Annotated in this window: 15 protein-coding genes and 1 pseudogene; 11 read left to right on the forward strand and 5 right to left on the reverse strand. The window is 63.5% G+C overall.

The window, feature by feature from the left end; translation table 11 throughout:
- Positions 1 to 30: 30 nt before the first annotated feature.
- The 3 genes from FGE21_RS00580 to FGE21_RS00590 form a co-directional block, all read right to left on the reverse strand.
- Positions 31 to 951 (reverse strand): manganese-dependent inorganic pyrophosphatase, encoded by a 921-nt coding sequence (locus FGE21_RS00580; RefSeq protein WP_139660767.1) that lies wholly within the window; start codon positions 949 to 951, stop codon positions 31 to 33.
- Positions 952 to 1,266: 315 nt separating this feature from the next.
- On the reverse strand, positions 1,267 to 2,430 hold the full coding sequence (locus FGE21_RS00585; protein WP_255731197.1) for a TraB/GumN family protein: 1,164 nt from the start codon (positions 2,428 to 2,430) through the stop codon (positions 1,267 to 1,269).
- A complete protein-coding gene (locus FGE21_RS00590) occupies positions 2,427 to 3,611 on the reverse strand; it encodes a TraB/GumN family protein (RefSeq protein ID WP_255731198.1) in 1,185 nt (394 codons plus the stop codon). The genes FGE21_RS00585 and FGE21_RS00590 overlap by 4 nt, the downstream gene beginning before the upstream one ends.
- 73 nt (positions 3,612 to 3,684) lie before the next feature.
- On the opposite strand from FGE21_RS00590, the pseudogene FGE21_RS00595 reads away from it, so the two are divergent.
- From FGE21_RS00595 to groL, 3 genes and pseudogenes are all read left to right on the forward strand, one after another.
- A pseudogene (locus FGE21_RS00595) lies at positions 3,685 to 4,332 on the forward strand (DUF2161 domain-containing phosphodiesterase); the annotation flags it as partial.
- Positions 4,333 to 4,641: 309 nt separating this feature from the next.
- Complete coding sequence (locus tag FGE21_RS00600) at positions 4,642 to 4,929, forward strand: co-chaperone GroES (protein ID WP_139660771.1); 288 nt, start codon at positions 4,642 to 4,644, stop codon at positions 4,927 to 4,929.
- 65 nt (positions 4,930 to 4,994) lie between these two features.
- Positions 4,995 to 6,638 (forward strand): chaperonin GroEL, encoded by a 1,644-nt coding sequence (gene groL / locus FGE21_RS00605; protein ID WP_139660772.1) that lies wholly within the window; start codon positions 4,995 to 4,997, stop codon positions 6,636 to 6,638.
- A gap of 270 nt (positions 6,639 to 6,908) precedes the next feature.
- On the opposite strand, the gene FGE21_RS00610 is transcribed toward groL, so the two are convergent.
- Together FGE21_RS00610 and FGE21_RS00615 are read right to left on the reverse strand one after the other, a co-directional pair.
- A complete protein-coding gene (locus FGE21_RS00610) occupies positions 6,909 to 7,358 on the reverse strand; it encodes a hypothetical protein (RefSeq protein WP_139660774.1) in 450 nt (149 codons plus the stop codon).
- Positions 7,359 to 7,475: 117 nt separating this feature from the next.
- Positions 7,476 to 7,754 carry a hypothetical protein gene (locus tag FGE21_RS00615; RefSeq protein WP_139660776.1) on the reverse strand — a complete coding sequence of 93 codons (279 nt, stop codon included), beginning with the start codon at positions 7,752 to 7,754 and terminating at the stop codon, positions 7,476 to 7,478.
- A 281-nt stretch (positions 7,755 to 8,035) separates the two neighbouring features.
- On the opposite strand from FGE21_RS00615, the gene FGE21_RS00620 reads away from it, so the two are divergent.
- The 8 genes from FGE21_RS00620 (at position 8,036) to FGE21_RS00650 (ending at position 13,760) form a co-directional block, all read left to right on the forward strand.
- Positions 8,036 to 8,470, forward strand: coding sequence for a hypothetical protein (locus tag FGE21_RS00620; protein ID WP_139660777.1), 435 nt, complete (start codon positions 8,036 to 8,038; stop codon positions 8,468 to 8,470).
- Positions 8,460 to 8,747, forward strand: a complete 288-nt coding sequence (locus FGE21_RS00625; protein WP_139660779.1) for a hypothetical protein — start codon at positions 8,460 to 8,462, stop codon at positions 8,745 to 8,747. Before FGE21_RS00620 ends, FGE21_RS00625 begins: the two co-directional genes overlap by 11 nt.
- A 155-nt stretch (positions 8,748 to 8,902) precedes the next feature.
- Positions 8,903 to 9,772 carry a hypothetical protein gene (locus tag FGE21_RS00630; RefSeq protein WP_139660781.1) on the forward strand — a complete coding sequence of 290 codons (870 nt, stop codon included), beginning with the start codon at positions 8,903 to 8,905 and terminating at the stop codon, positions 9,770 to 9,772.
- 245 nt (positions 9,773 to 10,017) lie between these two features.
- On the forward strand, positions 10,018 to 10,155 hold the full coding sequence (locus tag FGE21_RS19990) for a hypothetical protein (RefSeq protein WP_176695334.1): 138 nt from the start codon (positions 10,018 to 10,020) through the stop codon (positions 10,153 to 10,155).
- A gap of 289 nt (positions 10,156 to 10,444) precedes the next feature.
- Positions 10,445 to 10,753, forward strand: a complete 309-nt coding sequence (locus FGE21_RS00635) for a hypothetical protein (protein WP_139660782.1) — start codon at positions 10,445 to 10,447, stop codon at positions 10,751 to 10,753.
- Positions 10,754 to 10,909: 156 nt separating this feature from the next.
- Positions 10,910 to 11,764, forward strand: a complete 855-nt coding sequence (locus tag FGE21_RS00640) for a DMT family transporter (RefSeq protein WP_139660784.1) — start codon at positions 10,910 to 10,912, stop codon at positions 11,762 to 11,764.
- A gap of 107 nt (positions 11,765 to 11,871) precedes the next feature.
- Positions 11,872 to 12,585 carry an alpha/beta fold hydrolase gene (locus FGE21_RS00645; RefSeq protein ID WP_255731219.1) on the forward strand — a complete coding sequence of 238 codons (714 nt, stop codon included), beginning with the start codon at positions 11,872 to 11,874 and terminating at the stop codon, positions 12,583 to 12,585.
- Between the two features lie 5 nt (positions 12,586 to 12,590).
- On the forward strand, positions 12,591 to 13,760 hold the full coding sequence (locus tag FGE21_RS00650) for an alpha-D-ribose 1-methylphosphonate 5-triphosphate diphosphatase (protein ID WP_139660787.1): 1,170 nt from the start codon (positions 12,591 to 12,593) through the stop codon (positions 13,758 to 13,760).
- The last annotated feature ends 221 nt before the right edge of the window (positions 13,761 to 13,981 follow it).

Consider the following 13,981-nt stretch of genomic DNA (forward strand, 5'->3'; position numbering starts at 1 on the left):
GGTGATCAGAAGACCGGGACCAGATCGGGTTCAGACCTTGAGGTTCGGGATGATCTGTTTCTTGCGCGACATGATGCCCGGCAGCACCACGGTGGTGCCACTGGCGGTGACGCCAAAGGATTTCTCGGCCACGGTTTTCACCAGATCGTTGGGCACCAGCAGCGTGGCCTCTTCCTTCAGGATGTCGACCACGAACAGCAGCACCTGATCGACGCCGTCTTCGGCCTGCACCGTGGCGAAGGTCTCGATCAGGCTGTCGATGCGGCCCAGCGGGATCTCGGGCGCGGTGGTCTCCAGAACCGAGACGCGGAACTTGGTGCCGTCGACTTCGTATTCCTTGGAATCCATGCGGATCAGCTCGGCGTCGGAAAAGGCGGAGACGTCGGATTTGGCGGCAAACATCTCGGCGGCGTAGGCGGCAATGTCGAGACCGAGGTCGGCGGCCAGCGCCTCGGCCACGGCGCGGTCATGCGCGGTGGTGGTGGGCGAGCGGAACTCCAGCGTGTCGGAGAGGATGCAGGTCAGCGCCGCGCCCTTGATCGCCTCGGGCATCTTTGCCGCGTCGTCACCCATCAGATCGTGCATGATGGTGGCGGTGCAGGCCAGCGGGCGCACGGTGATGTCGATCGGGCCCTTGGTTTCCAGGCCGCCGACCAGCTTGTGGTGGTCGATGATGGCGCGGATATCGGCAGAGTTGATCGAGGCGGGCAGCTCGGCCGGGTTGTTGGTGTCGACGATCACCACGGGGGCCTCCGCCTCGACATCGGCGATGATCGCGGGCTTTTCAAAGCCCCAGCGCTGCAGCATGAAGGCCGCTTCGGTATTGGGTTCGCCCAGCAGCACGGGCTTCGCCGCCTCGCCCTTCACCTCGTTCAGGTACCAGGACCAGATAATGGCGGAGCCGGTGGAATCGGTGTCGGGAGATTTGTGGCCGAAAACTTGAATGGTCATTTGCTCAATCCTGTCTGACGAGTCTGTTGCCGCGCGTTATACCAGCGGCGTGTGGTTTGTCACCCCGCCAGAGGCACCAGGGCGCGGCCCGGATCGATACGGGATGCGGCATTGACCGCACTGCATAGCCCCAGTGCATTATTCCGGTGCCTCCCAGTGCCTCCCAGTGCCTGCCGGTGCATTCAGCGCCGACGTCGGGCCGCGCCCGCCAGACTGCCCAAACTGCCCGGACTGAACTGACTGAACTGACTGTATTGACGGGGGGACACGGGGGATAGGAGTGATACGGGGGGAGGCGGGCCAGGGGCGGCGACGTCACCGCCCGGTGTGGGGCGTCAGCTGATAGCCGCGCGCGGCCAGCAGGTTCAGCAGGCCCGCGTCACCGGCCAGATGGGCTGCGCCGACCGCCACCAGAAGGCGCTGCTCAGGCCGCGCGTCCAGATGCTTCACCCAGGCCCGGTTGCGCTGATCCAGAACCGACCGGTCGAAACTGCGCAGCAACCGCTGCACCTGACGCCGCGGCACCGGCAGATCGCGATAGATCATCCAGCTCATGACGATGCGCCCCTCGCTGAGGCGCCCGTCAAAATAGGATTCCGACAGGGTGACATAGAGATCCGCGTGGCGGGTCTCGCTCCGGAGGTCCAGCAGCAGCATCTGCACCTGATCGGCCATCGGCATCGCCGCCAGCGCCGCCAGACCGGCCTCCGGTTTTTCAAGGCCCATGGCTGGTATGCCATTGAGCCGCGCGACCCGTTCGATCCGGTCATCCAGCCCGCGCCGGGTGCCGAACCCCCGTTTGCGGCAGTCGGTGCCGGTCAGGAAATCAGACAGATACCACGGCTGCATCTGGGCGGCGGTGCCGGGGGCAATGCCAAGCTGGGCGAGCCGGGCGCTCAGCTGGGTCCAGTCGGCGGCGGGCATCATCCGGTCCAGGCGCTGACCGGGGGGCAGTAGAAAATACCGGCCAAAGGCCTCCTGATCGCTGTCGGCCGCCAGCATCTGCGGCTCTGTGACTTCCAGGAAAACCGCATCCACCTGCCGGATCAGCGGGCGGATCTCTCCCATCATGGACAACATGCGGGCGTCGCCGCTGTGCTGGGTGCCGATGACATGAAGCCGCCGGTTGCCCTTGGTCGCGATCCAATGATTGCCGCGACTGAAGGGGATCTTTGCCATCTCGGCATCCAGCCGCGTGCGGGCCTCGGCGGTCAGGTGGTCGCGCAGGTCGATCCCGCTGCAGCGCGCCATGGCCATGCCGGCATCTGTCAGACCAGACAGGCCCGACAGACTGGGGCTCAGCGCCAGCGCAAAGGCCACAGCGGCCAGCCGTATTCCGGCCGATAGCCTGCCAGGCTTGAATGCGCCAGTCCTGACCCCGCCAGTCCTGACCCCGCCAGCCCCGAACTCGCCAGCCCCAAACCCGCCGGTCCGCAGCCCGGCAAGACGGGAGCGCAGGCCCGCCGCCACAGCCCTCACAGGGGGGCCTCTTCGATCACATAGCCCTGCGCCTGCAGCAGCGCCAGCAGACCGGCCTCGCCCGGCAGATGGGCGGCGCCGACGGCCACCACGAGCAAATCTCCCGCCGTGGCCTCGATGACCGGTATCCAGGCGCGGTTGCGATCATAGAGCAAAGCGGCCATCGCCTCGTCGATCTGGGCCTGCCGCTCGGCCACCGGGATCGGCAGGTCGGCGGCCAGATACTGCCTGATCCGCAATGTTGCAAAGGCCTGAATCTCGCCCTCGAAATAGCTCTCCAGCATGGTGTGGAACTCATCCGGTCCCACCCGCATCAGCGTGATATAGCTGCGCAGCTCTTCGATCTGATCTTCCAGCGGGTCGGCGTTGAGGGTCCGGAAGACGCTCAGCGGATCCTCAAGCGACAGGGCAGGGACCCCCGCATCGGCGGCCACCCGCAAGAGCTGCATGTCCAGCCCGTCCGACACATCTGGGCTCGTTCGCGCGCAGCGGGGCACCGCCAGCGACATGCCGAGGAACCACGGCCGCATCTTGGCGGCCATGAAGGGGGGGATGCCTGCGCTGCGGGCCAGCTCGGCGATCTGATCCCAGTCCTGCGGCTGCATCCGGTCGATCAGGGTGGGGCCTTCGGTGATGAAGACCATCGCGGGCTGGTCTGCGAGGCTCTTGTCCATGACGCGCTTGTCGGCCTGGTTGACCTCGACCAGCAGCGCATCGGCGGCCTCGATCGCGGGCGTCATATGGGCGACCAGCGGGCCATGGCGGGGGTCGTTCAGATGCATCGTGCCGATGATGTGCAGGCGGCGCGCGCCCCGTGTGGCAATCCAGCTCAGACCATGGGCAAAGGGCGTGCGGGCCATTTCGGCGTCGATCTCGGCCTGCAGCGCGGGCGGAATGTCCTGACGCAGGTCGGTGCCGCTACAGGCGGCTGCGGCGGGGCCCGCTGCGACGGTGAGGGCGGCAGAGGCACCGCAGACCGCGGCCACTGCCAGCCGGCGGCTCAGCCGCTCCGCCAGCGGCAGCCCCATCCACCGGCCCGCCTGCGATCCCAACCGCTGACCCATCCACCGACCAAACTGCAGGCCGGGATCGGGCGCCTGTCCGGCAGAGCCCGCGCGCGATGGTCCGGCCAGTGCCCGCGCGGCACGGAGGCGGCGCAGGCGAGTGTATAGTCCGGTCATGGTTCACCGCTCGATTGTTTTTCCTGTTGCGCCACATTGCCATTGCCGCCGGGGCGAGGCAAGCATGGCCACCATGAAGCGCGAACAGGAACTTTATGCCCCGGTCAAATCCCTGCTTGAGTCGCAGGGCTACACCGTCAAGGGCGAGGTCGGCGCGGCCGACGTGGTGGCCCGTCGCGGCAGCGAGCCGCCGGTGGTGGTCGAGCTGAAGCTGCGGTTTTCCCTGGCGCTGTTTCATCAGGCGGTGGCGCGGCTGGCGGTGACGGATCTGGTCTATCTCGCGGTGCCGCGCCCCGGCGGCAAGACGGCGCGGCGGGCGCTGAAGGACAATCTCGGCCTGTGCCGCCGTCTGGGTCTCGGGCTGATCACCGTGCGCAGCGACGGGCGCGCCGAGGTCCATTGCGACCCCGGACCCTTTACGCCGCGCAAATCGAAATCAAAGGCCGCCCGGCTGCTGCGGGAATTTGACCGCATCAAGGGAGACCCCAACACTGGCGGCGCCACGCGGGGCGGGCTGATGACCGGCTACCGGCAGGACGCGCTGGCCTGTGCGGCCTACCTGGCGTCGGCGGGGCCATCCCGAGGCGCTGAGGTGGCCCGCTCGACCGGGGTCACGCGGGCAACACAGGTGATGTATTCCAACCACTACGGCTGGTTCGAACGTCTCGGCAAAGGTGCGTATGGCATTACCGCCGCCGGAGAAGCCGACCATGTCATCTGGCTGACCGGCCGCGCCGGAGATGGGCCGCGCACAGGTGAGCCGAGCACAGGCGGGTCGGAAGCAGGCGGGCCGGAAACAGGCGGGCCGGAAACAGGTGAGTCGGGCGCGGATGAGGCGGATGAGCCGGAGACCGGCGGGCTGTCATAAAAATTCATCGGAATTTCCGAGCCATTGTTGTTGACTCAGGATTTCGCACTGCCTAACTATTCCGCAGTTAGCACTCGACTGAGGTGAGTGCTAACGTCTCCATGGCCCATGAAGGGTGTGGGGAAATATAAAACACTTTGAGCCTTTTGAGGAGCTGCAAAGATGGCATTGAAACCGCTTCATGATCGCGTACTGGTACGCCGTACCGAAAGCGAAGAGAAGACCTCCGGTGGTCTTATCATTCCCGACAGCGCCAAAGAGAAACCGTCCGAGGGCGTTGTTGTTGCCTGTGGCGAAGGCGCCCGCAAAGACAGCGGCGAGCTGATCGCGATGGCCGTGAACGAGGGTGACACCATCCTGTTCGGCAAGTGGTCCGGCACCGAAGTCACCGTCGACGGCGAAGAGCTGCTGATGATGAAAGAGAGCGACATCATGGGTGTGATCGTCTGAGCCAACCGCTCCGACACATCTTTAATCTCGCAACTGTAAGTTTGTATTCTCAAGGAGAATGAAAAATGGCTGCTAAGGACGTCAAATTCGACACCGATGCCCGCAACCGTATGCTCAAAGGCGTGAACATCCTCGCCGACGCGGTTAAAGTGACCCTCGGCCCCAAAGGCCGCAACGTGGTTCTGGAAAAATCCTTCGGCTCCCCGCGCATCACCAAAGACGGTGTATCCGTGGCGAAGGAAATCGAACTGGAAGACAAGTTCGAGAACATGGGCGCCCAGATGGTGAAGGAAGTTGCTTCCCGCACCAATGACGAAGCCGGCGACGGCACCACCACCGCCACCGTTCTGGCTCAGTCCATCGTCAAGGAAGGCCTGAAGCAGGTTGCAGCGGGCCTGAACCCGATGGATCTGAAGCGCGGCATCGATCTGGCAACCAACACGGTTGTTGACGCGATCAAAGCCATGGCGCGTGAAGTCAAGGACTCTGACGAAGTTGCTCAGGTTGGCACCATCTCCGCCAACGGCGAATCTGAAATCGGCCGCCAGATTGCGGACGCGATGCAGAAAGTCGGCAACGACGGCGTCATCACCGTCGAAGAGAACAAAGGTCTGGAAACAGAAACCGATGTTGTCGAAGGCATGCAGTTCGACCGTGGCTACCTGTCACCCTACTTCGTGACCAACGCCGACAAGATGACCACCGAACTCGAAGACTGCATCATCCTGCTGCACGAGAAGAAACTCTCCTCCCTGCAGCCGATGGTTCCGCTGCTCGAGCAGGTTATCCAGTCGCAAAAACCGCTGCTGATCATCGCAGAGGACGTCGAAGGCGAAGCGCTGGCAACTCTGGTTGTCAACAAACTGCGCGGCGGCCTGAAAATCGCAGCCGTCAAGGCACCGGGCTTCGGCGATCGCCGCAAGGCCATGCTGCAGGACATCGCGATCCTGACCGGCGGCCAGGTCATCTCCGAAGATCTCGGCATGAAGCTCGAGTCCGTGACCATGGACATGCTCGGCTCCGCCAAGAAGATCCAGATCACCAAAGACGAAACCACCATCGTTGACGGTGCGGGCGAAAAAGCCGAGATCGAAGCACGTGTTGCCCAGATCCGCGCCCAGATCGAAGAAACCACCTCTGACTACGACCGTGAGAAACTGCAGGAACGCGTTGCCAAACTGGCAGGCGGTGTTGCCGTGATCCGCGTCGGTGGCATGACCGAAACCGAAGTGAAAGAGCGCAAGGACCGTGTGGACGATGCTCTGAACGCGACCCGCGCTGCTGTGCAGGAAGGCGTGATCGTCGGTGGCGGTGTTGCTCTGATCCAGGCCGGCAAATCCCTCGACGGTCTGACCGGCATCAACGCCGATCAGAACGCCGGTATCGCCATCGTGCGTCGTGCGCTCGAAGCGCCGCTGCGTCAGATCGCTGAAAACGCAGGCGTCGACGGCGCCGTGGTTGCAGGCAAGATCCGTGAATCCGAAGACAAGAACTTTGGCTTCAACGCACAGACCGAAGAATATGGCGACATGTTCTCCTTCGGCGTGATCGATCCGGCCAAAGTGACCCGGACCGCTCTGGAAGATGCAGCCTCCATCGCGGGCCTGCTGATCACCACCGAAGCCATGGTTGCAGACAAGCCCGCCAAAGAAGGCGCGCCTGCAGGTGGCGGCATGCCCGACATGGGCGGCATGGGCGGCATGATGTAATCATCCCGCGCATTTGCGTGACATCGAGAAAAGAGCCGCCATCGCGCGGCTCTTTTTTTGTCTGGCGGCAAGTCCTGCCTGATGACCTGATGACCTGATGCAGGTGAGGCTGATGCAGGTGAGGCTGATGTCTTCGGGGCGGTTGGGGGCCACGGCGGGCCTGACGGACGACCAGCCAGCGGGGCTGATGGACGAACGGTCAGCAGGACTGACACAGGGCGAGCTCTGCGGGGCTACCGGCAGGGCGGGCGAGTATAGCAAGGCCGCGGGTTATTTGTCGGCCTTGCCGAAGTAGAAGCCGACAACAGTGCCGAAAATTCCGATGACGCCGCTGAAGACGATGCCGAACAGGTCTTTGACGGCTGTGACCATGGCCGCCGCAATGGGGCGATCTTCACCGGTCATTTCAATGAATGCAGCGACCATATAGGTCGCGAATGCAACCAGGATAATCGCGCTGAACAGCGACAGCATGCTCAGGGCGAATTTGCGGCGAAAATCCGCATCGCCTTCGCGTATCCGCGCGTCGACTTCGCGCTCTGTCACCGCAGGCGCCGGATCGGTCAGGTCGATTTCTACCGCAGGCGCCCGATCGGTGAGGTCGATTTCTGCGAAGCTGGCGGGTGTGTCACCGGACTTGCTCCCTACTCCCATCGGCATGCGGTCACCCGCGCCGCCGGGGATGCTGTCGTCGCCACTGCCGTCCCCGGACCCCGTCACGTCAGACGGTCCTGCAACAGACAGTTACCCATCTGACCGTCCGGCGTCTGACCGTCCGGCGTCTGACAGCCGCGCAGGCCGCTGACGTAATGGTCACAGGGTTCGGGGGCGTGGCGATCACTGGTGGACAAAAACCAGTTCCGACAGAATGTTGTTGTCTTGATCCCCGACATAGATCCTCTCATTTCTCTGCAGCGACTGGCCGATCCGATGCTGCGTGCTGAGGGCATAGCGAATGACATCGGCGTCGGTCTTGAAACCAAAGGCCGTTTTGATTTCATTCATCAACTGACGCGTTTTGGGGGAAATTCGGACGGAAATCCGCTCTTCCGTCGGTTCTTTGGGGGCCGCCTGATCTGTGCGGGAGGGGGTCTCTGCGGCTGCCTGCGCGTTCATTTTCGTTCTCCGGATTTCATTCTTTGAGTCTGACGTTGGTTCTGGCGTTGGTTCTGGCGTTGGTTCTGGCGTTGGTTCTGGCTTTGATTCTGCTCCCCCACCCGGCGCGAGCCGCGCTCAAGCGGCGGGATGGGGGTGCGTTATGACACAGGTATGACATATGGCGGACAGGCGTCGGAAAATCAAGAAGATATGCCGAATTATAGAGATTTTCCTTTTGCGAGCCGGGAATTGCCCCTTAGTTTTTTTGCATTGGACGAAATAGTGCGACGGATTTGAATATGAGAAATGAGAATAAAAGCCGGATTGTCTGGCGGGCAGATAAATTGGACTGGACCTCAAATTACAAAAACCGGGCCAAACGTCAGCGAAAAATTGCCCGCATCATAGAGGTTTTTGTCTCCACGCATAAAGATGATACGGATTTTGCGGCCTACTTCAGACTGGAGTCCTATCCGGCAGAGGTTCCGGTGCGTGACCCCAAGCCGGTTCCGATGCAGCCTCGCCCGGAACCGATCCGGCCACTTGAAAAGGAGGATGTTAAAATTGACGAAGAGACCCTGCGGCTGATTATGCCATTGTTGCCGCGGGACCGGGATCAGCGGACCCGTGTCCTGTCCAGTCTTCTTGCCCGCGCAGCTGGTCAGGATGTCAGGGAATACTGGGGACACTACCTCGAAACAGATAAGAAGGATGAGAGCAGCGATGAGTCGTAAAAGTAGCAGCAAAAGCACCGAAGTTCGCTTCCCGCAGCCCGCGCATCTCATGGTTCTTGAGAGACGGGACAGGCGACGCAGCAACAGCTATTCGGATGCGGCCAGGGTTTTGGTGCAGGAAAAACTGCAGGCAGGCTACGTGGATCGGGGTCTCGTGCCGGACGGCATGCGGCGCGTGCGGGTGCAATTGCCGATGTCAGAACTTGCCAAAGTTGCAGAATTGGCGCGCGAAAACGAATGCACTCCGGAATACATAATCATACAGTGCTGCGGCTGAGCATGAAACCGCGTGATGGCCTGAGGGTTTTGTGGCGGCCTGAGGGTTTGCGCAAAACTTTTCGGCAAGCCTGGTGAATAATATCGACACCCCGGGTGTTTCCATGTGAGAGGCGGATGAAATACCGCCGTCACTCCGGAAACAAGGTCCCAGTCATGCCGCAGAAAATCGATGGTCTTTCCTATCCTTCTACAATTGATGAAGTTATTGCATTCAAACCCTTCCTCAAGGATTATCTCTCGGCCGTGGGCGCCGGAGAGCTGCGCAATATGGTCGCCTTCCTCATGGAGGCTCCGACCAACGGGTTGAAGGCCTACGACAAATTCCTCGGCCCCAATGCATCGCACCCGTTCGGGGTGGACCAGATGACCGTCGCCATGATGCAGGAGGCGATGATGAGCGCGCGCGCAGATGACGGCAAAAACTGGCCGCCGATCCTCACCAAAGTGACCAATCAGGTCACCCGCAGGATGAACGAAAAGGAACTGCCCGACTATTTTGCCAGCAAGGCCTTCGCGGAAGATCACAAGATCAAACTGTTCGAGCGCACCCGCACGGTCATGGGGGATACGAAAGAGGCGGCCAAACGGCTCGGGGTCAAAAGCAGCGCCTATGATCTTGAGCAGTTGATGATGGCGATCACCTCGCAGGACAAGAAGAAAATCGCCGCCTATTGCCGCCTGGTGATCCAGGATAACAACCTTGGGTGCGATGCAAATACCCTGGTGAAGGCGCTGGTGAAACGTCAGAAACTTGCCACGGCAGACGCGCCGGCCGCCGATCCGGCTGCCAATGTCGATGTCAGCACGAAGAAACTGCTGCTCTGTGGCTTTGAAAACGTCAAGGACACAAAGGTCAAGGCGGCGGCGCTCGAGTTTGCCCAGGCCGTCGCGCTGACCGATAATGCGATGATTATCCGGACCTATAAGGTGCTGATGAAGCTTGAAAAACCGGGTTCTTTGGCGGCGAATACAAATGCCGGCGGGATGGCGAAGATGTTCAAGAAATTCAAGATCGTGGCCTGATTTACACCGGCCTGATTTACACTGACCTGTTCTTTACACTGGCCTGTTCCCTCTGAGGGGACCTGTCTGATGTGTCCGATTGCTCCGCCGGTTTCCCGCCGGCGGGGCAGTCCGTTGCGTCCTCGGATCAGGGGGGCAGGCTTAGGACCGGCCCGCTTTGTATGGGCACAATTTTTTTCTTCTGGTTTTTTGTACCCCTGTGTTACGAAATTTATGTGTTCAACCAAGGGTAGATGGAGGCAAAGATGACCAAGTTTCAGAATTCAATGCGCTCCGTCGCCGTACGAGTGGATGCGGTGCAATCGGGGGCCCTGCGCCCTGCTGCAGGCATCTCATATCTAGGCTGCTTCAACGCGGGTCCGGTTTACGCCATTACCGGCTGACGACCGACCTTGCCGATCCGTCGCAGCGCTGATCGCTCGTGCTTGGGGCCTGCCTGCTGTGCATGCTCCGGCTGATACACATTTTCCAAACCTGACAGACTGGTTCCCCTGCGCCTCTTTTGCGATCGGGTGACTGCTTTCACCTGTGTCGGTCGCGTTTCGCGCCCTGCGGGTGGGGCCTTGATTTCCGACCTCCATCCGGTCGCATCAGACCACCCCGGGGGCGCCCGTCTGTCGTTCGTTCCGATCCATATTACAAGGGACCGCCCAGGCCGGGCGGACAAACGATATGACACAGATTTCATCCACAGCCGGCGTCTTGCCGATCAATCCCGCTCTGGCCAATCCCGCTCTCGCCCGTCTCGTGGCCGAGGAGCATTTCCGCAATCTCAGCCTGCTCCGGCGTCTGGGGCTCGCCCTGCGGCTGGTGACGATCCGCCGGGCAGCGCGGGACAGGCGGGGCAGGCGGGGCAGGCGGGACGAACCGCTGGGCACTGTCGGCGTCGGGCTGAGCGCCCATATTCGCGCCGATATCGGCTTGCCCTGCGCCTATGAGCGGGTGGAGCCGCCGCATTGGTATCCTCCGCCGTTCTACTAGGGGCGCGGTCAGGGCTGGCGCGGCCCTGACCGCAGCGCGCACCCGGTTGTGACGGGTCGTGCCTTGACTTGGGGCGGCAGGCCTGCTGTCTGGCGGCTGCTGCCTGGCCCTCATGTCAACGCAAAGGCGGCTCGGAATTCGCAAAGAAGAGACCCTATGCGCCTGATTGCTCTCACTGTTGTCGTCATGATCGCCTTTGCGGCGAATTCCATCCTTGGTCGCTGGGCGATTGGTCCGGGGCATATGGATGCCACCGGTTTCGGCCTCCTGCGGCTGGCGTCCGGGGCGGTGATGCTGGGGCTGTTGTGCCTGCTGCAGAGGCAGCCTCTGGCCGAAAGCTGGCGGCGGTCGCTGGCCGGGGGGGCGGCGCTGACTCTCTATATGGTGGGGTTTTCGGTGGCCTATGTGGCGCTGGACGCGGGGCTCGGGGCGCTGGTGCTGTTTGGGGTCGTGCAGGTGTCGATGTTCGGCTGGGGGCTGATCCGCCGTCAGCCGGCGGCGCCGCTGCAGATCCTGGGCGCGGCGCTGGCGCTGTCCGGGCTGGCCTATGTGGTCTGGCCCGGCGGCGCGGTGGAGGCCCCGCTCTGGGCGGTGCTGTGGATGGGGGCCGCCGGGCTGGGCTGGGGCATCTATAGCCTGGTGGGCCGCGGCGCACAGAGGCCGGTCGCCGCAAGCGCGGTGAATTTTGCCCTCGCGACGGGGATGATCCTGCCGGCCGTCTGGTGGTTCGGCGGCGCTGCGGTGGTGACGCCGCTGGGCTGCCTGCTGGCGGTGGTGTCGGGGGCGGGCACCTCGGGGCTGGGCTATGCCCTTTGGTATCGGGTGCTGCCGCAGATCCCCGGCCCGGTGGCAGCCACGGTGCAGCTGAGCGTGCCGGTGATCGCGATTCTGGCGGGCACGGTGATCCTGGGGGAGCCGGTCGGCGCGCGGCTGCTGTTGGGAACGGTGGCGGTTCTGGGCGGGATTGCCGTGGTGATCCTGTGTCCGCCGCGCAAAATCCGCAGCAGCTGACTATACGCGGGGGCTTTTCGCGGCCGCATGCAGCGCTTATGTGCTGCTCCATGACATCTATTGCGTTCGCCCGGTTCCTGATCCCGATCCTCGTTGCGCTGTTGCCGATGGCGGCGGCGGCGGGCTCGGGCTGTGTTATCCTGTTGCACGGGCTGGCGCGGACAGAGACCTCTTTTCTGCTGATGGAAGAGGCGCTGACGGCGCGCGGCTACGAGGTGGTCCGCCCCGGCTACCCGTCCACCGAACACACGGTGGAGCGTCTGGCCAATGCGGTGATGCCGCGGGCCTTTGACGCCTGCACCCAGACGCCGGTGCATCTGGTGACCCATTCCATGGGCGGCATTCTGGTGCGATACTGGCTGGCCCATACGCGGCCGGTGACGCTGGGGCGGGTGGTGATGCTGTCGCCGCCGAACAGCGGCAGCGAGCTGGTCGATGAAATGGGCGACTGGGCGGTCTTTGATCTGCTGCATGGACCGGCGGGGCAGGAGCTGGGCACCGGCCCGTCCAGCCTGCCGAATCGCCTGCCGCCGGTGGATTACCCGGTTGGCATCATCGCGGGCAGCCAATCGCTGAACCCGGTGTTCTCGGCGCTGATCCCTGGCAAGGACGACGGCAAGGTCTCGGTCGAGAGCACCCGGGTCGAGGGCATGACATCACAGCTGATCCTGCCGGTGACGCATACCTATATGATGAACAACCCGCGGGTCATTGCTCAGGTTGTGCAATTCCTCGAAACCGGGCGGTTTGACACCTCGCTGGGGTGGCTGGACGGGCTGTTGGGGCGGGATTGGGACAGCGGACTGAACGGAGCGGAGTAGCGACAATGGACAGAGACCGGGACGCCGGGGGAAGGGTGGAACTGCGGCTGACCGGTGCGGATGTGCTGCGGCCCGGCGGGGTGGAGCGTGGGGGCCTGCTGTGCCTTGCAGAGGGCGTATTGCAGGACGCGGCTGGTGGCCGTGAGGTGGACCTGCGCGGCTATCGCATCCTGCCGGGTATTGTCGATCTGCACGGTGACGGCTTCGAGCGCCATGTGGCCCCGCGCCGGGGGGCGATGAAGCAGATGGCGGAAGGGATCCGCGCCACCGAGGCCGAACTGGCCGCCAATGGCATCACCACCGGGGTTCTGGCGCAGTTCTGTTCCTGGGAGGGGGGCTTGCGCGGGCCGGACTTTGCCCGGCAGGTGTTTGCGGGGATCGCCGGGGTGCGGCATCAACTGGTCACCGATCTGCTGCCGCAGCTGCGGTTCGAAATCCATCTGCTGGAGGCCTATGAGGGGCTGGCGGCGGAGATCGCGGAGTGCGGCGTGCCCTATGTGGTGTTCAACGATCATCTGCCGCATGACAAGCTGGCGGAGGGGAAAAAGCCGCCGCGTCTGACCGGACAGGCGCTGAAGGCCGGGCGCAACCCAGAGCGGCATTTCGAGATGTTGCTGGAGCTGCATGCGCGCCGGGGCGAGGTGCCGGGGGCATTGGATGGGCTTTGTGCGCAGCTGCGCGCGGCCGGTGTGCGCCTTGGCAGCCACGATGACCGGACGGCGGCGGACCGTGCCGCCTGGCGGGCGCGGGGGGCGACGATTTCCGAGTTTCCCGAAACCCCGGAGGCGGCAGAGGCCGCGCGGGCCGGGGGGGATGATATCATCCTCGGATCGCCCAATGTGGTGCGGGGGGGATCCCACAAGGGCAATGCCTCGGCGATCGAGCTGATCGCGATGGGGCTGTGTGATGCGCTGGCGTCAGACTATCACTACCCGAGCCCGCGCCGGGCAGCGTTGATGCTGGCGCGCACCGGCGTTGTGCCGTTGGAGGCCGCCTGGGGGCTGGTGTCCTCTGGCCCGGCCCGGGTGCTGGGGCTTGCGGATCGGGGCGATCTGAGGACGGGGCAACGTGCGGATCTGGTGATTCTGGATGCGCAGGATCAGGTGGCTGCCACGCTGTCGGGCGGTCGGGTGAGCTATATGAGTGGCCCTGTCGCGGCGCGGTTTCTCGCCTGAGCGACAGCGGCGCGGTTTCTGGCCTGAGCAGGGATGTGATCCAGGGTGGGGCACCTGCGGCGGGCAGGCATGCGCTTGCAGCGGGCGGGCGTGCGCCGCGCGTCAGGCCCTGCGGGCCCTCCTTGCGGCGCGGTCCATCCGCCTTGCGGCGAACGGACAGGAGGCGAACCGCCAGGCGCGAACGGACGGGTCGAACGGACGGGTCGACAGAACGGGCGCGC

Source organism: Phaeobacter sp. B1627 (genome assembly GCF_006265095.1).
Classification (GTDB): Bacteria; Pseudomonadota; Alphaproteobacteria; order Rhodobacterales; family Rhodobacteraceae; genus Epibacterium.